Source organism: Micromonospora andamanensis, assembly GCF_016863495.1.
In the GTDB taxonomy this organism is placed as follows: domain Bacteria; phylum Actinomycetota; class Actinomycetes; order Mycobacteriales; family Micromonosporaceae; genus Micromonospora; species Micromonospora andamanensis.
The window spans coordinates 1-25,637 of record NZ_BOOZ01000049.1; the positions used below are offsets into that span (position 1 = coordinate 1).

Sequence of the window (25,637 nt, forward strand, 5' to 3'; positions counted from 1 at the left end):
TGTCCAACGACCGACCGGCCCGGATCATTCCCGGGCCCACCCGCTCACCTGCAGCGGCGGACGGTCTACCTCGGTCGCTCGAAGATGACCAACGACCACCGGCCCGCCACCATCCCGGGCCACACCCACTCACCACCGCACGGCGGGCAGGTCTTCCTCAGCCGTCCGGGACTGTCCAACGCCCCCGACCCGCCACCCATTCCACCCGAGCCCCCGACCACTGCGCGATCTTGGTCCAAAACCGCCCACCCAAGGGCACAATCGCACCAAGATCTCCCCCGGAGGCTCCACGAACCCGGACACTCGGCGCATCGGCGCGGTGCCGGCCCAAGGGCGAGGGTGTGATCCACCTGCCCGGCCCCGGCCTCGGGATACGGCGTTTCGGGCCCTTCCGCCGGGCGGTGGCCCCGCTTCGCCGCATGTCGAGCGTTCGGGCGTCGACCGAGCCGGCTCGGCGCGCAATCGGCCGGGGCACCAACCGTGGCGAGGGTGGCCCGTGATCGGCCGGGGCACCGACCGAGCCGGTCGCGGGATCAACCCCGACCACCCGCCCCAGCCGCATCAACCAGCCCTCGCACCGTTGATCATGAGGTTAGCGGCAGTGTTGGAGATCAAATACGTCGGTCACCTCATGATCAACGGTGCGCGGCGCGGGCGGGGGGCCCCGTCCGGCCCCCGCCCACGGCGCGGGCACGGCGCGGGCACGGCGCGGGCGGGGGGCCGGAGGGGTTCGAGGGGGGGTTAGGCGGCGGGCCAGTCTTGGGAGGCCATACGTGGCGAGACCGCCCCCGGAGGGGCGGCCTCGAGCCAGGAGAGAAACCCGGTGACGGTGGATCGTGCCATGGCGATCTCGACCGGGGCGTGTCGACTGGTACAGCGAAGGATGATCCAGTCGGCGGGCATGGACATTCGTTCCTGCCCCTCCGGCAACCGCCGTCGTTCGACTGTCAACCCTTCGCGGGAGAGCACCCGCTTGGGGCGTACGGCGAAACTGAACATCCGGTACCAGCGGAGTTCGTCGCCGGCGAAGCGGCCGAAACCGGGCGACCAGCCACGGCCGTCGAGCATCGTGGAGGTCCGGACACTGAGCCGGATGATGCCTCCGCTTCGGGTGACCAGAGCCCGCCGGATGAAGAGAAACAGGATCGCGCCGAGGATCACGGCGACGCCGATTCCGACCCCTTCGACGATCTCCATCGGCGGGTCGGCTCAGTTACCGGAAGCCGCGGCGGCCGGAGTGGCGTTCTCCGCCAGTACGGTCACGCCCTGCTGGCTGACCGAGAGGAAGCCGCCCGCCACGTCGTAGGTGAGCTGCTCACCCCCGGGAAGCTTGATGCGTACCTGGCCGGGCTCGGCGAGCTGGCCGAGCATGGGCGCATGCCCCGGCAGCACACCCAGCTCACCTTCGGTCGTCCGGGCCATGACCATTTCGGCCTTGCCCGACCAGACCTTCTCCTCGACGGCCACGAGCTGGACGTTAAGCTGCTCTGCCACGCTGTCTCCTTGCTGAGGCGGCGGATTGGGAAAATTCTAGTCGCGCCCCGGACCTGTTCTTCAGGCGGGTGCCAAGACCTGCATCAGGAATCAGCTCCGGCTCACCAGCTTCGGATGTTCGAGGAGGAACGGGTCGAGCAGTTCCCGCTCCAGAGCGACGAAGAAGTCGTCCACCTCGGGCGCGAACCGCTCACCGAGGTACTTGCCGTTCTCTTCGACACCGCCGCCGGGCAGCTTGATCATCTGGATGTTGCCGGGGCGGATGTCCTTGAGGGCGAGACCGAAGTCGACAACGCTGTGCCCACGACCACTGAAGATCAGCGACTCACCCGCCGCGCGGAGCACCTTGTCCAGCTTGACCGGGTTGGTCACCACGTCGGCGCTGAGGGCCTGGCCGGCCATCGCCTTGACGAACTGCTGCTGATGCCGCTGCCGGCCGTAGTCGCCGTCGGGGACACCGTTCTCCGGGTACCGCTGGCGGACGTAGTCCAGCGCCTGCCAGCCGCTCAGGTGCTGCTTACCCTTCGGGTAGACAGCCTGCGGCCCGATGTAGCCCTCACCGTTGGGGTTGCCCTGGCGGTGCTTGCCGTTCGGCTCGCGGTGCTCGGAGCGGACCTCCCGCTCGATGTTCATCGTGACGCCGCCCATGGCGTCGACGATCTTCTGGAAGCCGGAGAAGTTGATGATCGCGCCCGCGTCGAACCGTTTGATGCCGGTGACCCGTTGCACGGTGATGGCGAGCAGCTCGAAGCCTCTCGCCGCGTCGGGCTTGCCACCGGGCACCCGGCTGCCGTACGACATCGCGGCGTTCAGCTTGGTGGTGTCACCGTTGAAGTCCGCCTTCTCGAACGGCGGGATCTCCACGTAGAGGTCGCGCGGCAGGGAGAAGAGGTACGCGCGGTCCATCTCCTTCGGCACGTGCAGCACCATGATCGCGTCAGACAGCGGCGGGGTGTCCTTGTCGCGAGGGTCGATGCCGACAAGCAGGATGTTGAGCGGGCCCTTGATGTCGCTCTTGGGAGTGGCACCGGCCGCCTGGTCGCCGAAGAGGTCCGCCTTGCCTATCGCACCCTCGTAGCGGGCCATGAGGGCCTCCGCGCCCACCAGGCTCGTCCCGCTGAGCACCATCAAGACGACGCCGAAGATGGTGCAGAGCTGCGCCCAGCGGGGAACGCCCCGCCACACCGACGACCGCCCACCGCGCTTGCCGCGTCTGCCGGCCTTACCCACAAGCATCTCCGTTCGTCGCGCCCCCTGGGGAATACGGGCGCGCGGGGCCGAATGGTTTAAACCAATCAACGCTCATCGGCGCATGAGCGTGGCTGAACGGTATCTCGCAGTCGGCGTGATCGCCGAGCACGGGAAACCGGGCAGCGGCGATGGTACGTCGTGAAGATGAACAGAAGGCCGCCCCGGGGTTACCGGGGCGGCCTTCTTTTTTTCGTGTCTTGCGGAAGCGCTGAGGGTCAGCCCTTCATCAGCTCGGCGGCCTTCTTCTCCAGGTCGTCGAGCCCACCGCACATGAAGAACGCCTGCTCGGGGAAGTGGTCGTACTCGCCCTCGCTGATCTTGCGGAAGGCCTCGATGGTCTCCTTGATCGGGACCGTCGAGCCCGGCACGCCGGTGAACTGCTCCGCCGCGTAGGTGTTCTGCGACAGGAAGCGCTCGATCCGCCGGGCCCGCTGGACCGTGATCTTGTCTTCCTCGGAGAGCTCCTCGATACCGAGGATGGCGATGATGTCCTGCAGGTCCTTGTACCGCTGGAGGATCCGCTTCACCTCGCTGGCCACCTGGAAGTGCTCCTGACCGACGAACTCGGGGGCCAGGATCCGCGACGAGGACGCCAGCGGGTCCACCGCCGGGTAGATGCCCTTGTCGGAGATGGACCGCTCCAGGTTGGTGGTCGCGTCCAGGTGGGCGAAGGTGGTGGCCGGTGCCGGGTCGGTGTAGTCGTCCGCCGGCACGTAGATCGCCTGCATCGAGGTGATGGCCTGACCCCGGACGGAGGTGATCCGCTCCTGGAGCTCGCCCATCTCGTCGGCCAGGGTCGGCTGGTAACCCACCGCGCTGGGCATCCGGCCCAGCAGGGTGGAGACCTCGGAACCGGCCTGGGTGAAGCGGAAGATGTTGTCGATGAAGAGCAGCACCTCCTGCTTCTTCACGTCACGGAAGTACTCCGCCATGGTCAGCGCGGAGAGCGCGACCCGCAGCCGGGTGCCCGGCGGCTCGTCCATCTGGCCGTAGACCAGCGCGGTCTTGTCGATGACGCCGGATTCGGTCATCTCGTGGATGAGGTCGTTACCCTCACGGGTCCGCTCACCCACGCCGGCGAAGACCGAGGTACCACCGAAGTTCTTGGCCACCCGGGTGATCATCTCCTGGATGAGCACCGTCTTGCCCACCCCGGCCCCACCGAACAGACCGATCTTGCCGCCCTTCACGTACGGGGCGAGCAGGTCGATGACCTTGATGCCGGTCTCCAGCATCTCGGTCTTCGGCTCCAGGTCCGCGAAGGCCGGCGCCTTGCGGTGGATGCCCCAGTGGTCGTCGGCCTGGATGGTCTCGCCCTCGGTGAGGTTGAGGCACTCGCCGATCGCGTTGAAGACGTGGCCCTTGACCGCGTCGCCGACCGGCACCCGGATCGGGAAGCCGGTGTCGCGCACCTCGGTGCCGCGAACCAGTCCGTCGGTGGGCTGCATCGAGATCGCGCGGACCAGGTTGTCACCCAGGTGCTGGGCCACCTCCAGGGTCAGCGTCTTCTCGCCGCCGGACAGGGTCACGTCCACGTGCAGCGCGTTGAACAGGTCCGGCATGGCGTCACGCGGGAACTCGGCGTCGACGACCGGGCCGATGACCCGGACCACACGACCGGTGGCCGTCTTGGTCTCGGCTGGTCCTCCAGCAGCGGTGGAAACAGTCATCACACTTCACTTCCCGACGCGGCCAGCGCGTTAGCGCCGCCGACGATCTCACTGATCTCCTGGGTGATCCCGGCCTGGCGGGCCGAGTTCATCTCACGCGTGTACTTGTCGATCATCTCTTCCGCGTTGTCGGTGGCGCTCTTCATCGCCCGCCGACGGGCTGCCGACTCGCTCGCCGCCGACTCCAGCAACGCCGCGTAGATCCGCGTGTTGATGTACTTCGGCAGCAACGCGTCGAGCAGTGCCTCCGGGTCCGGCTCGAACTCGTAGTCCGGCAGCACACCGGGCGCGGCCTCGGAGCGGGGCCGCTCCTCGACCTGGAGCGGGCCGATGATCCGGGTGACCGGGTTCTGGGTCATCAGGGACTTGAACTCGGTGTAGACGATGTGCAGCTCGTCCACCCCGCGCACGCCGTCCGGCCCCGGACCACCGTCCTCGTCGTCCGCGCCGGAGACGAACGCCTTGATCAGCGTCTCACCGACCTCGCGGGCGTCGTTGAACGACGGCTGCTCCGAGAAGCCCGTCCAGCTGGCCTCGATCGGCCGGTTGCGGAACCGGTAGAACGACACGCCCTTGCGCCCGATGACATAGAGCACCGGCTCCTTACCGTCGGCCTGAAGGCGGGCGACAAGCGACTCCGCCGTGCGGATGGCGTTGGAGCTGTAACCGCCGGCCAGGCCCCGGTCGGCGGTCACCAGCAGCACGCCCGCCCGCCGCACCCGCTCGCGCGGGGTCAGCATCGGGTGGTCGATCCGCGCGTTGGAGGCCAGCGCCGTGAGCACGCCGGTGATCGCCCGGGCGTACGGCAGGGACGCCTCCACCCGGGCCTGGGACTTGGCGATCCGGCTCGTCGCCACGAGCTCCATCGCCTTGGTGATCTTCTTCATCCCCTTCGCCGAGCGAATGCGTTGACGAAGAACACGTACCTGCGCCGCCATGGCCCGACCCTAACGCTTCTCGGCCGGAGCACCGCCGCTGTAGCGGGTGACCGTCTCGTGCTCGGACTCGCCCTCCAGCGGCTCCGCCGGCGCCTCGTTGATCGAGCGCTCGTCCTCACGACCGAGGAAGCCCTGCTTGAACTCGGTGACGGCCGCGTCGAGGGCGGCGATGATCTCGTCGTCCCACTTGTTGTCGGCGATCGCCTGGAGCGTGGCGTTGTGCTTGCGCCGCAGGTGCTCCAGGAACTGCGTCTCGAAGCGCCGTACCTCGCCGACCGGGACGTCGTCCAGCTTGCCCTCGGTGCCGGCCCAGACCGAGACGACCTCGTCCTGCACCGGGTACGGCGAGTAGTTCGGCTGCTTGAGCAGCTCGACGAGGCGGTAGCCCCGGTCGAGCTGCGACCGGGAGGCCTTATCCAGGTCGGAGGCGAAGGCGGCGAACGCCTCCAGCTCACGGAACTGGGCCAGGTTCAGCCGCAACGAACCGGCGACCTTGCGCATCGGCTTCACCTGCGCGGCGCCACCGACCCGGGAGACCGAGGTACCGACGTTGATCGCCGGCCGGACGCCCTGGTTGAACAGGTCGGTCTCCAGGAAGATCTGGCCGTCGGTGATCGAGATGACGTTCGTCGGGATGAACGCCGAGATGTCGTTGGCCTTCGTCTCGATGATCGGCAAACCGGTCATCGAACCGCCGCCCATCTCGTCGGAGAGCTTCGCGCAGCGCTCCAGCAGCCGGGAGTGCAGGTAGAAGACGTCACCCGGGTACGCCTCGCGGCCCGGCGGGCGGCGCAGCAGCAGCGACACGGCCCGGTACGCCTCGGCCTGCTTGCTCAGGTCGTCGAAGACGATCAGGACGTGCTTGCCGTTGTACATCCAGTGCTGCCCGATGGACGAGCCGGTGTACGGGGCGAGGTACTTGAAGCCGGCCGGGTCCGAGGCCGGGGAGGCGACGATCGTGGTGTACTCCATCGCGCCCGCCTCCTCCAGCTGCCCCTTGATCGAGGCGATGGTGGAGGCCTTCTGGCCGATGGCGACGTAGATGCAGCGAACCTGCTTCTTCGGGTCGCCGGAGGCCCAGTTCTCCCGCTGGTTGAGGATGGCGTCCAGGGCGACGGTGGTCTTGCCGGTCTTCCGGTCACCGATGATCAGCTGCCGCTGGCCCCGACCGATCGGGGTCATCGCGTCGATGGCCTTGATGCCGGTCTGCAGCGGCTCGAAGACGGACTGCCGGGCCATCACGTTGGGGGCCTGCAGCTCCAGCTCGCGGTAGCCCTCGTCGGCGATCTCGCCGAGGCCGTCGATCGGCTGGCCGAGCGCGTCGACCACGCGGCCGAGGAAGCCGTCGCCGACGGGCACCGAGAGCACCCGGCCGGTGCGCTTGACGCGCTGCCCCTCCTCGAGCCCCGAGTAGTCGCCGAGGACGACGACGCCGATCTCCCGGACGTCGAGGTTCAGCGCCACGCCGAGCGTGCCGTCCTCGAACTCCAGCAGCTCGTTGGTCATGGTCGAGGGCAGGCCCTCGACGTGGGCGATGCCGTCGCCGGTGTCGGCGACGGTGCCGACCTCCTCACGGGAGACGTCGGGCGAGTAGGAGGAGACGTAGCGCTCCAGGGCGCCGCGGATCTCCTCCGTCGAGATGGTCAGCTCGGCCATCCTCTGCTTCCTTAAGTATCAGGGGCCCGGGATACCTAGTACCGACCGGTCCTCGGGTCGACTGTCTTTCCGGGCGCTTCGCGGGTGCTGGTCAGCGCTTCGCGAGCGCGTTGCGGGTCTCGTTGAGGCGGCGCAGGATCGTCCCGTCGTAGAGGTCCGAACCCACCCGTACGCTCACTCCACCGAGGATCGTCGGGTCAACCGTAAGCTTGACAGCAACCGGTCGATCGTATATAGCGGATAGCCGATCGCTCAGTCGCCGCTCCTCCTCCTCGGTGAGCGGGGCGGCGACCGTCACGTACGCGACCTGCCGGTCCCGCCGCTCCGCCGCCAACTCCACAAGCCGGGACAGCGCGGCGGTGAACGAGCGCCCACCGAAGCCGGCAAGCGCCGCCTCCGCCAGCCGCACCGTCACCGGGCGGGCCTTGCCCGTCAGGAGCATCCCGACCAGTTCGGCCCGCTGCGCCACCGGCGCCATCGGGTCGGACAGGGCGTTTGACAACTGCGGGTCCGCGGCGACCACCTGGCCGAAGCGGAACAGCTCGTCCTCCACCTCGCCCAGCTCATCGGCGCGGTCCGCGCTGGCGAGCAGGGCCTGCACGCCGAGGCTCTCCGCGCCGTCGAGCAGCTCCGACGGCGCGGACCAGCGGCCCGCGACAAGCGTTCCGAGCAGGTCGAGCGTGTCCGCACCGACCTTGCCGGAGAGCACCGAGTTCAGCAGTTCGGTACGGTCCGCACCCGAGCGGGCCGGGTCGGAGAGCGCCCGGCGCAGCCGGACCTCCCGCCGCAGCAGGTCCGCGACGGCGAGCAGTTCCGCACCGGTGCCGGCCACCGTCGACGGCTCGGCGCCGGCGACGTACCCCTGCAACCGCGCGAGCGCGGCGGCGTAGGACTCCCGGCTGGCGGCCTGCATCAGCGGGCCCCCGCGCTCTCGAGATCGGTGAGGAACCGCTCGACGGTGCCCTTGCGGCGGGCCTCGTCGGCGAGCGACTCGCCCACGATCCGGCTGGCCAGGTCGACCGCGAGGCCGCCGACTTCCGCGCGCAGTTCGCGCACGATGGTCTGGCGTTCCACGGCCAGCGACTCCCGGCCGGCGGCGATGATCCGGTCGGACTCCTCCCGGGCCTTGGCCAGGATTTCCGTACGGATCGACTCGGCGTCGGCGCGGGCGTCGTCCCGGATCCGGGCCGCCTCGGTACGCACCTCGGCGAGCTGGGCCCGGTACTGCTCAAGCAGCTGGTTGGCCTCGGCCTGGGCAGCCTCGGCCCGCTTGAGGCCACCCTCGATCGCGTCGACCCGCGCCTGGTACATCGCCTCCATGCGCGGCATCACGAACTTCATCAGCACGAAGCAGAGCAGGGCGAAGGCGATCGACCCGACGACGAGCTCCTGCCAGATCGGCACGAGCGGGTGGTGCTCCACACCTTCAGCGGCGACGTACATGTCAGACCTCCGGGTCGCGTCGGGCTACGTCAGACTGCGAACGCGAGCACCAGGCCGAACAGGGCGAGCGCCTCGACAAGCGCGAAGCCCAGGACCAGCCAGGTGCGGTTGTAGCCGGCGGACTCCGGCTGGCGGGCGCTGGCCTGGATGTAGGCCGCGAAGACCAGGGCGACACCGATGCCGGGGCCGATGGCGGCGAGGCCGTAGCCGATGGTGTTGACGTTGCCCTCGATGGCGGCAATAACGTCCATTGCGGGTATTCCTCCTAGTAGAGGCGTGAGTTCTCACGCGTACGCGGTCGTACCGGAAGCTTGGTCGGGCCGGGCGGCCCGCCGAGGTCTGTGGATCAGTGCCCGTCGGCGAGCGACGTGCCGATGTAGTTGGCGGTCAGGGTGACGAAGACGTAGGCCTGCAACAGCGCGACGAGCACCTCGAAGAAGGCCATCAGGATCGCCATCAGGAACGAGAAGATCGACGTCGCCTGGATGAAGATGTTGTCCGAGGCCAGCATCACGAAGCCGCCGACGGTGAACACCAGCAGGATCAGGTGGCCGGCGAACATGTTGGCGAAGAGACGTACCGCAAGGGTGACCGGCCGGTTGATGAAGTTCTGCAGGAACTCGATCGGGATCAGCAGGAAGTGCATCGGCCACGGCACACCGGGGATGATCAGGCTCTGCTTGAGGTAGCGGCCCAGGCCCTGCTTGCGGACACCGATGTAGAGGTACATCACGTAGGTGATCGCGGCTAGCACGATCGGGAAGGCGATGTGCGAGTTCGGCGAGATCTGCAACCCGGGGGTGACACCGAAGAGGTTCGTCACCGCGATGAAGCAGAACAGCACTGTGAAATACGGTGCGAACCGAATGCCGTCCTTGCCCATCTGCTCACGGGCGATGTTGTCCCGGACCAGGCCGTAGATCGACTCCGCGTACCACTGGCCCTTGCTCGGCACCAGCTTCGGGTTCCGGTAGCTGGCCATGAAGAAGATGATCAGAATTCCGACGGCCAGCCAGACCATCAGCGTGAACTTCGTGACCCACGGGCCGGCGAGATCCGGCGGGTAGAAGTCTCCGACGCTGGGGGGCCAGGGAAGGCCCTCTGCGGCGACAAGCTGTCCGCTCACCGTGTCATCCTCCGCACTCGACAGACCCGCGCGTGCCGGCACTCAGGCACTGAGCCTCTTCATGATCAGGTAGATCGCTCCGGCTGCGCCGAGCATCATGCCGACGGCGATTCCGACGCCGGTCGGCAGGCCCAGAAACTCCCCCGCCAACCAGCCGAGGAACCCCCACACCACGATGCCGGCGAGCAGGTAGCCGAGGACGGCTCCGGCGACACCTTCCGACGAGTGTTCGTCGGGGCTTCTGCGGTGTGGGTTGTCGGCCATGACGTGGCGAACACTATCAGCCGGGTGTTTCGCGAGTGTGCGGCACCCCCCACACTGCGAGCAGCGTGCGGGCGGCGGGTGCGGCGCATCAAGCCGGGGTCAGCCTACTCCTGTCCGGCCAGCCGGACAGGCCGACGAAACGCCCGGGAAACGCCAGCCGTACGGTCAGTGCTCCGACGGACGGTCCACGCTGGGCAGCGGCGAGCGCAATGCCCAGGTCAGGTGGGCAGCGGTCCACACCACCACGGCCGCGATGATCGCCACGCCCAGATCGGGCAGACCCGGCCAGCCGGTAGCCGCCACGGCACTCAGCGCCACGCCCAGGATGACGATCTTCGTGGCGTAGGTGACAAGCCCCACTGACATGATCAGTCGCGGGTGGACGGCGTCCGCCCAGGCCACCGAGAGCCCTGAGATGAGGTAGCTGACGATCACCAGGGCGATACCGGCGGCCACCCCGGCCGCGCCGGTCGGGCCACGCAGCACGGCTGCGGTCGGCACCGCGACCACAGCCAGCGCGGCACAGGCGAGCAGCGGAAGACGCAGGTACGGCAGCCGGGCCCGGATGGCGCCGGGTTCGCCCGCCCGGGGCACGCTCGTCGGGGGTACGCCGGGCTCGCCGGCGTGCGGCGCGCTCATCGGGGGTAGGCCGGGAACTCGGCGGCCAGTTCGGCCACCTCAGCGGCGATCCGGGTCAGCTCGTCGGCCCCACCCGGGGCGGACGGGTCGGTCCGCACCGCCCGGGCGATCAACTCGGCGACCTGCCGCATCTGCGCCTCCCCCAGGCCCTGGGTGGTGACGCTGGCGGTGCCCACCCGGATCCCCGAGGCGACCATCGGCTTCTGCGGGTCGTACGGGATCGCGTTCTTGTTGAGCGTGATGGTGGCCGCGTCGCACCGCGTCTCGGCCTCGGCGCCGGTCACCCCGGTCTCCCGCAGGTCGATCAGGGCCAGGTGGGTGTCGGTGCCGCCGGAGACCGGGCGCATTCCCTCGGCGGCCAGCCCGTCGGCGAGCGCCTTCGCGTTGGCCACCACCTGGGCGGCGTAGCTGCGGTACGCCGGCTGGGCCGCCTCGTGCAGCGCGACGGCCTTGGCCGCCACGGCGTGCATCAACGGACCGCCCTGGGTGAACGGGAAGACCGCCTTGTCGATCCGCTCGGCAAGCGACTCCCGGCAGAGGATCATGCCGCCGCGCGGGCCGCGCAGCACCTTGTGGGTGGTCGCGCAGACCACGTCGGCGTACGGCACCGGCGACGGGATCGCCTGCCCCGCGACCAGCCCGATGAAGTGGGCCGCGTCCACCATCAGGTACGCGCCGACCTCGTCGGCGATCTCCCGGAACCGGGCGAAGTCGATCAGCCGTGGATAGGCCGTCGCCCCACAAATGATCATCTTCGGCTGGTGGGCGCGGGCGAGATCCCGCACCTCGTCGTAGTCGATCAGCTCGGTGTCCTGCCGCACCGTGTAGCCGACGGGGTTGAACCACCGGCCGGAGAAGTTCACCCGGCTGCCGTGGGTCAGGTGGCCACCGTGCGGCAGCTCCATCGCCAGCACCGTGTCACCCGGCTGCACCAGGGCGGCGTACGCCGCCAGGTTGGCGCTCGCGCCGGAGTGGGGTTGGAGGTTCGCGTGCTCGGCGCCGAAGAGGTCCTTCGCGCGGGCGATGCCGAGTTCCTCGGCCCGGTCCACCTGCGCGCAGCCACCGTAGTACCGCCGGCCCGGGTAGCCCTCGGCGTACTTGTTGGTGAGCGTGGAGCCCAACGCGGCCAGCACCGCCGGAGAGGTGAGGTTCTCGCTGGCGATCAGTTGCAGGCCGCCGCGCAGCCGGTCGAGCTCGCCGAGCACCACCTCCGCGATTTCCGGGTCGGCCGTGCTGAGCTGCTCGAAGTCCGGCCCCCAGAAGGTGCCCTCGGCGGTCTCCACAGCGCCAGAGTCTATGAGACCGCAGACTGGAGGCGTGAGATGCCTGGTGACCGGCGCGACGGGATACATCGGTGGGCGGCTTGCGCCACGCCTGCTGGCGGAGGGACACACGGTGCGTTGCCTGGCGCGGCGGGCCAGCCGGCTGCGCGACGTGCCGTGGGTTTCGCAGGTCGAGGTGGTCGAGGGTGACCTGAGCCGGCCGGAGAGCCTGGCCGGGGTCTTCGACGACGTCGACGTGGCCTACTACCTCGTGCACTCGCTCGGCCAGGCCGGCTTCGAGGCCGCCGACCGGCAGGCCGCGACGGTCTTCGCCGAGGCCGCCAGTGCCGCCGGCGTACGCCGGATCGTCTATCTGGGCGGGCCGGAGCCGGCGCCCGACGACGTCGCCTCGGCGCACCTGCGCTCCCGTACCGAGGTGGGCCGGATCCTGCTGGACAGCGGGGTGCCGACGGTGGTGCTGCGGGCGGCGGTGATCCTCGGGTCCGGCTCGGCGTCGTTCGAGATGCTGCGCTACCTGACCGAGCGGCTGCCGGTGATGGTCACCCCGCGCTGGGTCAGCAACCGGATCCAGCCGATCGCGGTCCGCGACGTGCTGCACTATCTGGCCGGCTGCGCGGCGCTGCCCCCCGAGGTCAACCGCGCCTTCGACATCGCCGGCCCGGACGTGCTGACCTTCGCCGAGATGATGCAGCGGTACGCCCGGGTGGCCGGGCTCTCCACCCGGCTGCTGCTGCCGGTACGCGTGCTGACGCCCACGCTCTCGTCGCACTGGGTCGGGTTGATCACGCCGGTGCCGAACGCGATCGCCCGGCCGCTTGTGGAGAGCCTGGTGCACGAGGCGATAGCGCACGAGCACGACATCGCGAGGTACGTCCCGGACCCGCCCGGCGGGCTCACCGGTTTCGACAGGGCCGTGGAGCTGGCGCTGGCCAAGGTACGCGACGCCGAGGTGGAGACCCGCTGGACGAACGCGGCCGGGCCGGACGCGCCGGCCGAGCCGTTGCCGAGCGACCCGCACTGGAGTGGCGGCACCGCCTACACCGACCTGCGGGAGCAGACGGTGACCGCCCCGCCGGACGCGTTGTGGCAGGTGATCGAGGGGGTCGGCGGGGAGAACGGCTGGTACTCGTTCCCGCTCGCCTGGTCGGTGCGCGGCTGGTTGGACCGCCTGGTCGGTGGGGTGGGGCTGCGGCGGGGCCGACGTCACCCGCACCAGCTGCGCGTCGGCGAGGCGCTCGACTTCTGGCGGGTCGAGGAGATCGTGCCCGGCGAACTGCTACGGCTGCGCGCCGAGATGCGGGTGCCCGGTCGGGCCTGGCTGGAGATGCAGGTGCAGCGAGGCGACAACGGACAGGTCAGCTACCGGCAGCGGGCGGTGTTCCTGCCCCGAGGGCTGGCCGGGCACGCGTACTGGATCGCGGTGACGCCGTTCCACGCCCTGGTCTTCGGCGGGATGGCCCGCAACATCGCCGCCGGTGCCGAACGGATCGCGGCAGGCGCCCCGGCCCGCTGAGTGGACGCAGGTCAGTTGCCGGTGCGCTGCCCGGTGACCCGCCAGGCGGTCATCTCGCTCGGCGGCACGAAGTCGCGTACCGGCTCGTCGCGCAGGGCGAAGGAGAGGATCTCGCCGACCCCCTCCACCATCGCGGTCTGCACCGCACGGCCGACGGCGTCCTGCGGCTCGTCCGGGTTCGCCGCCATCGCCGCCACCGCGAGCTGCGGGGTGAGCGCCACAACCGTCTCCGTGGCGTACCGCTCGGAACTGCCCGTCTTGCCCGCGACCGGTCTGTCGAGCTGAGCGCGCAGCCGGGTCGCCGTGCCGCCGGCACAGCCGTGGTACATGGACTGGTCGCCGACCGGACAGCGGGCCGCGTCCGTCGCCGCCCGGGCCACGTCGACGTCGAGCACCTGCCGGCAGTCCGGCTGCCCGGCGGCAACCCGGCGGCCGGCGGCGTCGGTGATCGAGGTGACAGGCGTGGGCGCGCACCAGGTGCCCTCCGCGCCGAGCGTCGCGTACGCGCCGGCCAGGTCGAGCGGGGTGGTGGCGGACACGCCCAGAGTGAACGGCCCCCACTCGCGTGCGCCGTGCCGGGCCAACTGGGCGTCGTCGTCCGCCCGGAACACGATGCCCAGCCGCTCGGCCATCTCCACCACCCGGTCCGCACCGACCCGCTCGGTCAGCCAGGCGAAGTACGTGTTCACCGAGTCGCCGAAGGCGGTCCACATGTCGTGCCGGCCGCTCACCGAGGCGCTGGCGTTCGCCGGGCACCAGTAGCCGCCGCAGCTCGCCTCACCGCCGCTGATCCGGAAATCGGTCACGATCCGCCGGGGCGCGTCGAAGACCGTGTTCAGGGGCAGTCCGGCCTCCAGAGCGGCAAGCATGGTGAAGAGTTTGAACGTGGAACCCGCCTGGTAGCCGACGATGGTGCCGCCACCGGCGACGAGTTGGTTGACGGTGTTGGGATGGTTCTGCTGTCCGCCCGGGTTCGCGGCCACGCTGTAGACCCGGTTGACCGACATGGCGAGCACCCGGCCGGTGCCGGGCTGGACCACGGCGGTCGGCAGGGCGTGCGGGTGCTCGGCCGGGTAGATCCGCCGCACCTGTTCGGTGGTGGCCCGCTGCACCCCGGGGTCGAGGGAGGAGACGATGCTGAACCCGCCCCGGCGCAGGGTGCGCTGCCGCTCGTCGACGCTGGCGCCGAACGCCTTCTGGCTGTTCCACCAGCGGGTGAACCAGTCGCAGAAGAATCCCCAGTCGTTGTGTCCCTCGGGCACCGCGGTGCAGTCGTTGGGAGTCTCGCTGGGCCGCAGGTTCAACGGTTCGGCGGCGGCCCGGGCCGCCGCGTCGGCCACGATGACACCCGACTCGACCATCCGGTCCAGTACGTAGCCGCGCCGGGCGGTCGCGCTGTCGGCGTCGCCGTTTATCGGGTCGTCGCTGTCCGGAGAGCGGACCAGACCGGCCAGCAGAGCCGCCTGGGCCAGCGTGAGCTTCGCCGGTGAGGTGGAGAAGTACCGCTTACTGGCGGCGGCGACGCCGTACGCGCCGGCACCGAAGTACGCGATGTTGAGGTAGCGGGTCAGAATCTGGTCCTTGGTCAGCTCCCGCTCCAGCGCCAGGGCGTACCGGATCTCCTGGATCTTGCGGGCGGTGCTGACCTCGGTCGCCGCCGCCCGCTGCGCCTCGCTCAACCGGGGGTCCGTGCTCAGCACGTTGCGGACGTACTGCATGGTCAGCGTGGAGGCACCCTGCCGGGTGGCGCCGTCGCGCCGGTTCGCGGTGAACGCCCGCACGATGCCCCGCAGGTCCACCCCGCTGTGCTCGTGGAAGCGGGCGTCCTCGGCGGCGATGATGGCCTGGCGCATCACCGGAGCGACCTCGTCCAGCGGCACGTCGACCCGGTCCTCCTGGTAGAAGGACGTGATCAGGGTGGTGCCGTCGTTGGCGTAGAGGTTTGATCGTTGCGCCGTCGGCGGCGTCCGCAGCGTGTTGGGTAGCTCCGCGTAGGGCGCGGAGAGCGCGGAGAATCCGATGCCGAACACAAGCGCGGCCGGCAACGCCGCGACCGCCAGCACCAGGCCGGCCAGCGTGCCGGCCAGCAGTACGGTGAACATCTTCGGCAGGAACGCCCGGGTCATCAGCTCTCCCCGCAGGAGCCGTCAGGACTCCCCCAGAATGGCGCTAATCACCCTTTCTGCCGCGCCTTTCCTGAAACCCGGATGAAATTCGCCGATCAGGGGAGCAGCAGCGCGGCGAGCGGCTGCACCGTCTCCTCGATCTCGTCGGCCACCCGGCTGAAGCACTGGTCGCCGCGCCCCCACGGGTCGTCGAGGTCGTCGGTGGACAGGGCTGCGGCACCCTGGCGGGCCTCGTGCGCCGCCTCGACCAGGGCGACCCCGCGAGCGTGCACCGCGTCGGCGGTGGCCTCGGCGGCCGGCAGCGCAGCCGGATCGAGGGCGGCCAGCAGCCGGCCGAACTCGCCGAGCACGAACGTGCGGGCGGCGGCGTCGGGTCGCAAGGCCGTGACGTACTCCTGCTGGTCCGCGGTCGCGGTGAGGACCAGGTCCGCCGCGTCGATGTGGTCGGAGCGCAGCTTGCGCGCGGCGAACCCGGCGACGTCGCCACCCCGGCTGGTGACCTGGCGGGCGGCCGGCGGGTTCATCTCCTCACCGGCGTGCCAACCACCGGTGCCCGCACTGTGGCTGTGCAGCAGTTCCTCGACCCGGGCCGGGTCGACCTCGCGCCGGGTCAGCCGATCGGCCACGGCCACGGTGAGCAGCCGCTCGGCCATCGGCGAGCGGCAGATGTTTCCCATGCAGACGTGCAGGACCGTGAAGGGAGGCACTACGCCACCTGACTCTCGCGCAGCTCCGGTACCACGTCGCGCAGCCGGGCCAGGTCGATCGCGCCCTCCCGGACGAGCACCGGCTCGTCGCCGGTCAGGTCCACGATCGTGCTCGGCACCGGATCCACCGCCGGCCCGGCCTCCAGGTAGGCGCGCACCGAGTAGGCCAACTGGTCGCGCGCCTGGTCGGCGGTGAGCGCGGCCGGTTGGCCGACCTTGTTGGCCGAGGCCACAGCCATCGGCCCGGTCTCGCGCAGCACCTCAAGCGCCACCGGGTGCAGCGGCATCCGCACCGCCACCGTGCCGCTGTCGTCGCCGAGGTCCCACCGCAGGCTCGCCGAGTGCTTCACCAGGATGGTCAGCGCCCCCGGCCAGAACGCCTGCACCAGGTCCCGCGCCGCCGCCGGCAGCGTGTAGGCCAGACCGTCGAGGGTGTGCCGGGAACCGATGAGCACCGGCGGCGGCGCGTGCGGGACGCCCTTGGCGTCCAGCAGCGCCTTGACCGCGTACGGGGTGAACGCGTCGGCGCCGATCCCGTAGACCGTGTCGGTGGGCAGGACGACCAGCTCGCCGTTGCGGACCGCCTCGATGGCCGCAGCGATGCCGCGGTCTCGGTCGGCGAGCGACCGGCAGTCGTAGAGCATCACGAGGAGCCAGTCTGCCACGTCACCGCCGCACCCGGTGGCGGGCGGTCCGCGAGGCGGGACGCCGTGCCGAAGCGGGGCCGCCCGGCGAGGTCAGGATGGTCGACGATGGTGTCGTACCGGCCGTCGGCGGCGAGCAGACCGGGCAGCACGGTGCCGTGGCTGTCGTCGTGCTCGATGCCGAGGGCGCCACCGGGACGCAGCAGGAACCCCGCGCGGTCGATCACCCGATGGATCACGTCCAGCCCGTCGACCCCGCCGAACACGGCCTCCGCCGGGTCGTGGTCGGCCACCTCGGGGGGCACGGCCACCGCGAGCGGGACGTACGGCGGGTTGCACAGCAGCACGTCCACCCGGCCGACCAGATCGTCAAGCAGGCCCGGATCGGTGGCGTCCGCCGCCACCACCTCGATCGGCCGGTCACCGGCCGCGGCCCGGGTCGCCGCGTTGCGCCGCAGCCAGGACAGGGCCGCCGGGGACCGTTCCACCGCCACCACCCGGGCGTCCGGCACCTCGTACGCCACCGACAGGGCGATCGCGCCGGATCCGCTGCACAGGTCCACCACGAGCGGCTCGGGCCGCCCGCTGGTCCGGACGACCTGCCGGGCCTGGTCGACGCCCCAGCCGGCGAGAAGTTCGGTCTCCGGGCGCGGCACGAAGACGCCCGGCCCGACGGCCAGCTCCAGGTGCCGGAAGCCGGCGCTGCCGGTGAGATACTGCACCGGTTCCCGTCCTGACCGGCGGGCCACGAGCGCCCGGTAACTGTCGAGTTGCTCGTCGGTGAACCCGTCAGCCAGGGCCAACCGCCCCCGGGAAACCTGGAGCACGTACGCGGCCAGCAGCTCCGCCTCGGCGCGGGCCGAGGTCACGCCGACGGCGGCGAGCGTACGGGCCGCATCGGCGAGCACGGGAGCCGGACGGTGACGTCTCGTCCCTTCGGACGGGTGTTGCGGTGCGGTGGTCACGCAATAATCATGAAGCGTCGCCGTGCACGTGCATAAGCGGGTGCAGCGGCACACCGACAGGAGGTCGCGGGTGGGCTGGCTCGACCGGGTCGAAGACCAGGTTGACGCCCTGACGAAAGCGCGGGCGTTGCAGGAGGTGAGCCGTTCCACCGAGGCGTACGGACTCCTGGACCGGGTGCTGCGTGCCACCCGCGACCCGCACGCCCGCGCCGACGCGCTCGTGCAGCGGCTCTCGGCCCTGATCAATCTCGGGCGCACCGCCGAGTACACCCGCGCCATCGAGGAGGCTTCCGCGGCGGTACGCGACCTCGCCGAGCCCTACCTGCACGGGCACCTCAACGCACTTGCCGCGCTCGCCGCCCACCACCAGGGCGCGCTGGACCGCTGCGTGACGCACCTGGTCAAGGCGGCTCGGGCGCTCGGGGCGGTGGAGGACCCGGACCGGGACACCGCGTGGGGCTGGCACGACCTGGCGATGGCCTACTCCTACCTCAGCTTCCACGGATACGCGTTGGGCGCGATCGAACGCGCCCGGCAACTCGGCACCGCCGCCGGGATCCCGGAGGAGACGTTCGCCGCACCAGGCATCCGGCTGCGCAACGCGGTAGCCCTCGACCACACCGGGGACAGTGACGGTTGTCTGCGCGTACTGCGGGATGTCGGCGGTGACCTGGACCGGTTCGTGACCGCCGGGCGTGCCGACCGGCTGCGCCCCAGCAGCCTGGCCGCCTACGGTTACGCCGCCGCCCGCCGGTGCGCGCTCGGCGACGACCTCTCCCCCACCCCGGGCCGGGACCCGGACCGGCTGCTCGGCTACGGCGCGGACAGTGCCCGCGCCCGCGACATGCGCCAGCTCGGCCAGGTGTGCCTCGCCATCGCCAGCGGACGCCCGATCGAGGCGGTCACCCGGCTGGACACGGTGCAGGTGTCCGCCGAGACGCTCGGCGCGGCCGAGCCGGCCCGGCTGCGCAGCATGGCGCTGGGACGGGCCGGCGACCACGCCGCCGCGCACCGGGCCGACCGGCTGGCCTTCCGGCTCGCCGCGCAGCGGCACGACCGGCTCCGGGACGTCTACATCGACGGCATCGCCGCGCGGATCGACCATGAGGAGATGCGCCGCGAGGCGGCGCGGTTCGAGGGGGAGGCGCTGACCGACCCGCTGACCGGGCTGCCCAACCGACGCCGGCTGGAGCGCTACATCGCGGCGGTGGTCGCCCGCGGCGAACGGGTGGTGATCGGCGTCTGCGACCTGGACGGCTTCAAGGCGGTGAACACGCGGCACGGACACCACTCGGGGGACCTGGTCCTGCAACGCGTCGCCGGAGTGATCAACAGGGTGATGCGTCGGGGTGACTTCGTCGCCCGCTACGGCGGCGACGAGTTCGTGGTGGTGTTGCCCGAGGCGGGCATGACCGAGGCGGCCGAGGTGGCGCGACGCATCGACGCCGCCGTCCGCACCGAGGACTGGGAGTCGCTGGTACCCGGCACCCCGGTCGGTGTCAGCATCGGTTTCGCCGAGGTGGGGACCGGCGGCCCCGGCCAGCGGGACGCGCTCGGTGCCGCCTTCGAGGCCGCCGACCGCGAGATGCTGCGGGCAAAGGTCCGGCCGCGTACCGCCTGACCACGCCGACCCGGCTCAGCGGCGGGTCAGCTCCGCGTCACCGGCCAGGCGCGCAGCCCGGTCCGCCTCGGTGAGCGCGTCGAGCACGCCGTCCAGTTCCCCGGCGAGCACCAGATCGAGGTTGTACGCGGTGAAGCCGATCCGGTGGTCGGTGATCCGGTTCTGCGGGAAGTTGTACGTGCGGATCCGTTCCGAGCGGTCCACCGTACGCACCTGTGCCTTGCGGGCGTCCGACGCGGCGGCGTCGGCCTGCTCCTGCGCGGCGGCGAGCAGCCGGGCGCGCAGGATCCGCATCGCCTGCTCCCGGTTCTGCAACTGGGACTTCTCGTTCTGGCAGGAGACCACGATGCCGGTGGGCAGGTGGGTGATCCGTACCGCCGAGTCCGTGGTGTTCACCGACTGCCCGCCCGGGCCGGACGAGCGGAACACGTCGACGCGCAGCTCGTTCGGGTCGATTGTGACGTCGACCTCCTCGGCCTCCGGCAGCACCAGGACACCGGCCGCGCTGGTGTGGATGCGCCCCTGTGACTCGGTGACCGGGACCCGCTGGACCCGGTGCACGCCGCCCTCCCACTTCAACCGGGACCAGACGCCGTTGCCGCCGTCGGGCACACCCTTCGTCTTGATCGCCAGCGAGACGTCCTTGACCCCGCCGAGGTCGGAGTCCTGGGCGTCGATCACCTCGGTGAGCCAGCCGCGCCGCTCGGCGTAGCGGGTGTACATGCGCAGCAGGTCACCGGCGAACAGCGCGGACTCCTCACCGCCCTCCCCCGCCTTGATCTCGACGATGACGTCCTTGGCGTCGTGCGGGTCACGCGGGATGAGCAACTCGGCAAGCCGCTCCTCCAACGCCGGGAGCGTCGCCGCGATCGTCTCGGCCTCGGCGGCGAAGGAGGCGTCCTCGGCGGCCAGTTCCCGCGCGGCGGCGAGATCGGCCCGGGCCTGCTCCAGCTCACCAGCGGCCTTGTGCAGCGGCACCAGCTCGGCGTAGCGACGGCCGACCCGGCGGGCGGTGCCCTGGTCAGCGTGGATCGCGGGATCGGCGAGCCGCTTCTCCAACTCGGCGTACTCGTCGAGGAGGGCGGCCAGGCGCTCACTGCTCATGCGGGGGATCGCTCCTTGGTCGGCGGGGAGACCGGGACACAGACGGACAACGCCCGCGTCCGGCGGGAACCGGACGCGGGCGTCGGACGAGGAGCTACTTGGCCTTCTTGCCCTGGGCCTTGGCGTACTTCTGCTGGAACTTCGCGACCCGGCCAGCGGTGTCCAGCACTCGCTGCTTGCCCGTGTAGAACGGGTGGCAGGCGCTGCACGTCTCGACGTGGATCGAGCCGCCCTTGGCGGTGCTGCGGGTGGTGAAGGTGTTACCGCAGGAGCAGCTGACCTCGGTGGTCACGTACTCCGGGTGGATGTTGGGCTTCATGTCGCCTCGGTCCTCTCGTCTGTGGTCGCCGGGTCGCCCTGTGCCTGCTGGTGGGGGCGTGAACCGGAACCGGTGGCCGATTGACCAGTCTGCCATGGGCGTCGGCGGGCCCCGGAATCGGGCCACACCAGCTGGTCGCCGGTAGCAACATCGGGCCTCGGGTACGCATTCCCGCAACCGGCGCGAAGCATTCCTCCGCCCGCCCCGGTACCCACGAAGGGGCGTGGCCGGTCCGGCCACGCCCCTTCGTGGATCTTCGTCGGCGGACGTTACTCCCCCGGCGTCGACTTCGCGATCTGCATCAGGAACTCGATGTTGGTGCGGGACTGCTTCAGCCGGTCCAGCAGGAGATCCAGCGCCGCCTGCGAGTCCAGCGAGTGCAGCACCTTGCGCAGCTTGTGCACGATGGCCAGCTCCTCCGGCGCGAGCAGGATCTCCTCCTTACGCGTGCCGGACGGGTGGATGTCGATGGCCGGGAAGGTCCGCTTGTCGGCGATCTTCCGGTCCAGCTTCAGCTCCGCGTTACCGGTGCCCTTGAACTCCTCGAAGATGACCGTGTCCGCCATGGAGCCGGTCTCCACCAGAGCGGTGGCGAGGATGGTCAGCGAGCCGCCGTTCTCGATGTTGCGGGCCGCGCCGAGGAACCGCTTCGGCGGGTAGAGCGCGGTGGAGTCGATACCACCCGACATGATCCGGCCGCTGGCCGGCGCCGCCAGGTTGTACGAGCGGCCGAGCCGGGTCACCGAGTCGAGCAGCACGACAACGTCGTGGCCCAGCTCGACCAGGCGCTTGGCCCGCTCGATCGCCAACTCGGCGACTGTGGTGTGGTCCTGCGGCGGGCGGTCGAACGTGGCCGCGATGACCTCGCCCTTCACCGACCGCTGCATGTCGGTGACCTCTTCGGGCCGCTCGTCGACAAGCACCACCATCAGGTGGCACTCCGGGTTGTTGTGCGTGATGGCGTTCGCGATCGCCTGCAGCACCATGGTCTTACCGGCCTTCGGCGGTGAGACGATGAGCGCCCGCTGGCCCTTGCCGATCGGCATGACCAGGTCGATCACCCGGGTGGTGAGGATGTGCGGCTCGGTCTCCAGCCGCAGCCGCTCCTGCGGGTACAGCGGGGTGAGCTTGTAGAACTCCGGCCGACGCTTGGCCTCGTCCGGCTCCATCCCGTTGATGGTGTCCAGCCGGACCAGGGGGTTGTACTTGTCGCGCCGCTGCTCGCCGTCGCGCGCCGCCCGAACCGCACCGGTGATCGCGTCACCGCGCCGCAGGCCGTACTTCTTGATCTGGGACATCGACACGTACACGTCGTTGGGGCCGGCCAGGTAGCCGGTGGTCCGGACGAAGGCGTAGTTGTCGAGCACGTCCACGATGCCGGCCACCGGCACGAGCACGTCGTCCTCGCCGACCTGCGGCTCGCGGCCGTTGTTGTCGCCGCCGCCGCTGTCGTTACGGTCGCCACGACCGCGTCGACGGTCCCGGAAACGGCTGCGCCGGCTGCGCCGACCGCCGCCCTCGCCGTCGTCGTCACCGTCGTTGTCCCGGTCGGCACGCTGCCCGCGCTCGCCCCGGTCACCACGATCGGCCCGGTCGCCCCGGTCACTCCGTTCGGTGCGCTCGCCACGCTCGGCACGGTCGCCACGCTCGGCCCGGTCGCCACGGTCACCACGCTCGGCCCGGTCGCCACGCTCGGCCCGGTCACTCCGGTCGGCACGGTCCCCGCGCTCGGCGCGCTCCGCGGTGCGGTCGCCACGCTCGGCCCGGTCACCCCGCTCGCCGCGATCGGCACGCTCGCCGCGATCGGCACCGCGGTCACGACCGGACCGGCCCTCGGACCGCTCGCCCTCGGCGGCGGACTCCTCGGCACGCGGCTCCGTCACGGCGGTCCGGCTACGCCGGGTACGGCCGCGGCCCTCGCTCTCGACGCTCGCCGCCGGCTGCTCCGCGCCACGGCGCTCGGCCTCCGGCCGGTCACCCGTGTCCCGTACCTCCGCGTGGACCTCCTCGCGGACCGGTGCGGCGGCCGCCGCGACCTCGGCCCGTGGTCGAGGGGCCCCGGCAGCGCCGCCCTGCCGCTCGGTGATCGCGCTGATCAGCTCGCCCTTACGCATACGAGCCGTCCCCGAGATGCCGAGCGACGCGGCCAGGCTCTGCAGCTCCGGCAGCAGCATCGCCGACAGACCCGTGCCGCTGCGCCGACGGCGGGTGGGGGCAGCGGTGGTGGCATCGCCAGCGACGTTGGAAACATCCGACGTCACGTCGGTGGTGTCGCTCAATGGATTCCTTCCCTCGATAGGCCGGGACTGCCCGGAATCGACAACAGGTGGCCGGGCGGCCTCGGTACACCCGCCTCGCATGACGCTTCGCGGGAGTCTGTAACACAGCAGCCGGTCGGTCGCCCGACCCACCAGGTGGAGCGGTGAGCGGGGTTTCGCCGTCTGCGGCGACCAGTGAAGACTGCGGTGCGGCGTGGGCCTAGGCAGGGGTGACGGGCTACCGCCGAAAGCTTCGGGGGTGCGCCGACCCGCAGAGAGATCGCATGCTTCGCGGCTGTGCTAAGTCTAGAGCGTAATCAACTCTTGCGACCTGCGGCAACAGGGTCCCGCTCCGCGTGTCCGAGTCTACCCCGCTCGACCTGCGCCCCGCATACATCTACCGGCAACCGCAGCAGCCGCCAATCTGTTCCCGCGTCGAAGTCTACGGGCAGCTCGGAGAGGGCCAGCACGGTGGGGCCGGCCCCACTGACCACGGCCGCCACACCAGCGTCACGCAACCCACTGACCAGGGCAGACGTCCCTGGCATCGATGGCGCGCGGTAGTCCTGGTGCAACCGGTCGGCGGTGGCCGGCAACAGCAGTGCCGGCTGTGCGGTCAACGCGTGCACCAGCAGCGCCGCCCGGCCGGCATTGAACGCGGCGTCGCCGTGCGGCACGGAAGCCGGCAGCGCAGCACGGGCCGAGGCGGTCAGCCCACGCTCGGCCGGCACCAGCACCGTGGCGCGTACGCCGTCGGCCACCGGCAGCGACACCGCACGGGCGCCGGCCGGCTCCGTCCAGGCCAGGGTGAAGCCGCCGAGCAGGCAGGGTGCGACATTGTCCGGGTGGCCCTCGATCTCGGCGGCCAGGCGCAGCACGGCGTCGTCGTCGAGGCGGCTCTCGCCCTCGGTCACCAGGGCCCGGGCCAACAGCACCCCGGCGACGATCGCCGCCGACGAGGAGCCGAGCCCGCGCGCCTGCGGGATGCGGTTGACACACTCCACAGCCAGTCCCGGCGGTTGCCCACCGAGCGCGTCGAACGCCGCGCGCATGGCGCGTACCACCAGATGACCGTCGTCGACCGGCAGGTCGCCGGCGCCCTCCCCGGTCACCGTGACCGTCACGCCGTCGCCCGTCACCTCGGCGGCGACGTCGTCGTGCAGCGCGAGGGCCAGCCCCAGCGCGTCGAAACCCGGCCCCAGGTTCGCACTGGTGGCGGGGACCCGGACCCGGACCGGTTCGGCGACGAATGTGGTCGACACGCCGACCATGCTAGTGCGACGGGCCGGAACGTTCACCGGGCCGGACCGGGCTACCGGTTCTCCGCGACGGCGGGTGGCGACGCGGCGAGCGAGAGACGTCGCGTCGCGATCCGCCAGCCGATCGCGTAGACCAGGGTGACCAGGCCGCAACCGGCAAGTACGACACGTTCGTCGACCACGTCCACCACCGCGGCCACCACCAGCTGGCTGACGGAGATGGCCAGGGTTGCCAGCATCATGTCGGTGGCGAAGACCCGACCCCGCAGTCGGTCCGGCACCTCGCCCTGCAAGGCGAAGTTCGACATCACCCAGTTGCTGCCACCGGCGAAGTGGGCCACGAAGACCAGGACCAGCACCAGTGGGAACCAGGCAGCCACCGAGGTGCCGAGGTAGGCCAGACCGTAGGCCGACATGGACAGTGCCAGGCCGGGCAACAGCCAGGTCCGGTTGGTCAGCACCCGCCGCATCATGATCGGACCGACCAACGCGCCGGCCCCGCGTACCGCGAACAGCAGGCCGGCACCGAACGCGCCGACCCCGTACAGCCCAGCGAGCAGCGGGAAGACGGTAAGCACGCCGTTGCCGAGACCGACCGCCGACTTCACCGTGACCAGCGCGAGCACCCGCGGGCGGTGCCCGATGTACACAAGCGCCTCGCGGATCGCCGCCCAGGTCTGCGGTGGCACCACGTCCCGCTCGCGGGGCGCCTGCAACGGACGTCGGATGAGCGTGGCCAGGCCCGCGGCGATCACCAGCCCGACGGCACCGACCCAGAAGCAGACGTACGGACCGGCCGCCGCGCTGAGCACCCCACCGAGCGACGCGCCGACGACAGTCATCGTCCCCCACGCCGACCCGGCCACCGCGTTGCCCGCAGCCAGTTCATCCGGATCGAGCACGTTCGGCAGCGCCGCCTGCGCCGCCGGCGAGTAGAACGCCTTGGCCACCGCGACCACGCCGATGCCGAGCAACGCCAGCCAGGCCGTACCGGCATCGCGTACCCCTAGCAGCAGCAGGACGCCGACAAGCGCGGCGGCGTTCGAGACGATCATGATCGTACGGCGGTCGAACCGGTCCGCGATGGTGCCGGTGTACGGCAGCAGCAACGCGACGATGCCGGTGTCCACGGCGAGCACCAGGGCTCCCCACACCCCACTTCCGGTCAGCTGCGGCAGCAGCACCAGCAGCGGCACCATGACGAACCAGTCGGCGCCGAAGACCACCAGCTCGGCCAGGAAGAGATTGCGGAAGTTCCGGTTCCGGGTGAGGACCGAGAGGGTGGACGCCACGGAGCGGACCATACCCGGCCGCTGTCAGCGGTTGCGTCGGAGCGCGGACAGGCCCCCCGGAGGGC

24 protein-coding genes are annotated in these 25,637 nt (G+C 70.8%); 2 read left to right on the forward strand and 22 right to left on the reverse strand.

Translation table 11 applies throughout. The features are described from left to right. Positions 1 to 741 precede the first annotated feature (741 nt). The 13 genes from Van01_RS27570 to glyA all read right to left on the reverse strand — a co-directional run bounded on the left by Van01_RS27570 (position 742) and on the right by glyA (position 11,764). A complete protein-coding gene (locus Van01_RS27570) occupies positions 742 to 1,197 on the reverse strand; it encodes a DUF2550 domain-containing protein (RefSeq protein WP_204013630.1) in 456 nt (151 codons plus the stop codon). 12 nt (positions 1,198 to 1,209) lie between these two features. Then, entirely contained in the window at positions 1,210 to 1,494 is a 285-nt protein-coding gene (locus Van01_RS27575; protein ID WP_099850117.1) for a F0F1 ATP synthase subunit epsilon, read from the reverse strand. Positions 1,495 to 1,584: 90 nt separating this feature from the next. Next, entirely contained in the window at positions 1,585 to 2,730 is a 1,146-nt protein-coding gene (locus tag Van01_RS27580; protein WP_204013632.1) for an LCP family protein, read from the reverse strand. A gap of 230 nt (positions 2,731 to 2,960) precedes the next feature. After that, positions 2,961 to 4,415: a F0F1 ATP synthase subunit beta gene (gene atpD / locus Van01_RS27585; protein ID WP_373306298.1), complete on the reverse strand. Its 1,455-nt coding sequence runs from the start codon at positions 4,413 to 4,415 to the stop codon at positions 2,961 to 2,963. Then, positions 4,415 to 5,353, reverse strand: coding sequence for a F0F1 ATP synthase subunit gamma (locus Van01_RS27590; RefSeq protein ID WP_204013636.1), 939 nt, complete (start codon positions 5,351 to 5,353; stop codon positions 4,415 to 4,417). The genes atpD and Van01_RS27590 overlap by 1 nt, the downstream gene beginning before the upstream one ends. 9 nt (positions 5,354 to 5,362) lie before the next feature. Further along, entirely contained in the window at positions 5,363 to 7,009 is a 1,647-nt protein-coding gene (gene atpA / locus Van01_RS27595) for a F0F1 ATP synthase subunit alpha (RefSeq protein WP_204013638.1), read from the reverse strand. Between the two features lie 91 nt (positions 7,010 to 7,100). Then, positions 7,101 to 7,922, reverse strand: a complete 822-nt coding sequence (locus Van01_RS27600) for a F0F1 ATP synthase subunit delta (RefSeq protein WP_204013639.1) — start codon at positions 7,920 to 7,922, stop codon at positions 7,101 to 7,103. After that, complete coding sequence (locus Van01_RS27605; protein ID WP_204013641.1) at positions 7,922 to 8,452, reverse strand: F0F1 ATP synthase subunit B; 531 nt, start codon at positions 8,450 to 8,452, stop codon at positions 7,922 to 7,924. Before Van01_RS27605 ends, Van01_RS27600 begins: the two co-directional genes overlap by 1 nt. A gap of 29 nt (positions 8,453 to 8,481) precedes the next feature. Beyond that, positions 8,482 to 8,703 (reverse strand): ATP synthase F0 subunit C, encoded by a 222-nt coding sequence (atpE, locus tag Van01_RS27610; protein WP_092377903.1) that lies wholly within the window; start codon positions 8,701 to 8,703, stop codon positions 8,482 to 8,484. A 95-nt stretch (positions 8,704 to 8,798) separates the two neighbouring features. Beyond that, positions 8,799 to 9,620: a F0F1 ATP synthase subunit A gene (gene atpB, locus Van01_RS27615; protein WP_204013644.1), complete on the reverse strand. Its 822-nt coding sequence runs from the start codon at positions 9,618 to 9,620 to the stop codon at positions 8,799 to 8,801. Beyond that, positions 9,621 to 9,842 carry a hypothetical protein gene (locus tag Van01_RS27620; RefSeq protein WP_093405421.1) on the reverse strand — a complete coding sequence of 74 codons (222 nt, stop codon included), beginning with the start codon at positions 9,840 to 9,842 and terminating at the stop codon, positions 9,621 to 9,623. It abuts the gene before it with no gap. Positions 9,843 to 10,007: 165 nt separating this feature from the next. Beyond that, positions 10,008 to 10,481, reverse strand: a complete 474-nt coding sequence (locus Van01_RS27625) for a Cg1360 family ATP-synthase-associated protein (protein ID WP_204013647.1) — start codon at positions 10,479 to 10,481, stop codon at positions 10,008 to 10,010. After that, on the reverse strand, positions 10,478 to 11,764 hold the full coding sequence (gene glyA / locus Van01_RS27630) for a serine hydroxymethyltransferase (protein ID WP_204013650.1): 1,287 nt from the start codon (positions 11,762 to 11,764) through the stop codon (positions 10,478 to 10,480). Before glyA ends, Van01_RS27625 begins: the two co-directional genes overlap by 4 nt. A 34-nt stretch (positions 11,765 to 11,798) precedes the next feature. Between glyA and Van01_RS27635 the strand changes: the two genes are divergently transcribed. Beyond that, positions 11,799 to 13,277 (forward strand): SDR family oxidoreductase, encoded by a 1,479-nt coding sequence (locus Van01_RS27635; RefSeq protein WP_204013652.1) that lies wholly within the window; start codon positions 11,799 to 11,801, stop codon positions 13,275 to 13,277. 11 nt (positions 13,278 to 13,288) lie between these two features. Here Van01_RS27635 and Van01_RS27640 read toward each other — a convergent pair whose 3' ends face one another. The 4 genes from Van01_RS27640 to prmC form a co-directional block, all read right to left on the reverse strand. Continuing rightward, positions 13,289 to 15,403 (reverse strand): transglycosylase domain-containing protein, encoded by a 2,115-nt coding sequence (locus Van01_RS27640; protein ID WP_204013654.1) that lies wholly within the window; start codon positions 15,401 to 15,403, stop codon positions 13,289 to 13,291. Positions 15,404 to 15,498: 95 nt separating this feature from the next. Then, a complete protein-coding gene (locus Van01_RS27645) occupies positions 15,499 to 16,110 on the reverse strand; it encodes an arsenate reductase/protein-tyrosine-phosphatase family protein (RefSeq protein WP_204013656.1) in 612 nt (203 codons plus the stop codon). After that, positions 16,110 to 16,754 carry an L-threonylcarbamoyladenylate synthase gene (locus Van01_RS27650; protein WP_204013722.1) on the reverse strand — a complete coding sequence of 215 codons (645 nt, stop codon included), beginning with the start codon at positions 16,752 to 16,754 and terminating at the stop codon, positions 16,110 to 16,112. The genes Van01_RS27645 and Van01_RS27650 overlap by 1 nt, the downstream gene beginning before the upstream one ends. After that, complete coding sequence (gene prmC, locus Van01_RS27655; protein ID WP_204013658.1) at positions 16,754 to 17,719, reverse strand: peptide chain release factor N(5)-glutamine methyltransferase; 966 nt, start codon at positions 17,717 to 17,719, stop codon at positions 16,754 to 16,756. Before prmC ends, Van01_RS27650 begins: the two co-directional genes overlap by 1 nt. 70 nt (positions 17,720 to 17,789) lie before the next feature. Here prmC and Van01_RS27660 point away from each other — a divergent pair, with 70 nt between their 5' ends. Next, positions 17,790 to 19,340: a GGDEF domain-containing protein gene (locus Van01_RS27660; protein WP_204013660.1), complete on the forward strand. Its 1,551-nt coding sequence runs from the start codon at positions 17,790 to 17,792 to the stop codon at positions 19,338 to 19,340. A gap of 15 nt (positions 19,341 to 19,355) precedes the next feature. Here Van01_RS27660 and prfA read toward each other — a convergent pair whose 3' ends face one another. From prfA to Van01_RS27685, 5 genes are all read right to left on the reverse strand, one after another. Then, positions 19,356 to 20,444, reverse strand: a complete 1,089-nt coding sequence (gene prfA, locus Van01_RS27665) for a peptide chain release factor 1 (RefSeq protein WP_204013662.1) — start codon at positions 20,442 to 20,444, stop codon at positions 19,356 to 19,358. Positions 20,445 to 20,538: 94 nt separating this feature from the next. Next, positions 20,539 to 20,763, reverse strand: a complete 225-nt coding sequence (gene rpmE, locus Van01_RS27670; protein ID WP_099850085.1) for a 50S ribosomal protein L31 — start codon at positions 20,761 to 20,763, stop codon at positions 20,539 to 20,541. 269 nt (positions 20,764 to 21,032) lie between these two features. Further along, entirely contained in the window at positions 21,033 to 23,042 is a 2,010-nt protein-coding gene (gene rho / locus Van01_RS27675) for a transcription termination factor Rho (protein WP_204013665.1), read from the reverse strand. 296 nt (positions 23,043 to 23,338) lie between these two features. After that, positions 23,339 to 24,283 carry a homoserine kinase gene (gene thrB, locus Van01_RS27680; protein WP_204013667.1) on the reverse strand — a complete coding sequence of 315 codons (945 nt, stop codon included), beginning with the start codon at positions 24,281 to 24,283 and terminating at the stop codon, positions 23,339 to 23,341. A gap of 50 nt (positions 24,284 to 24,333) precedes the next feature. Then, positions 24,334 to 25,572: an MFS transporter gene (locus Van01_RS27685; RefSeq protein ID WP_204013670.1), complete on the reverse strand. Its 1,239-nt coding sequence runs from the start codon at positions 25,570 to 25,572 to the stop codon at positions 24,334 to 24,336. Positions 25,573 to 25,637: the final 65 nt, after the last annotated feature.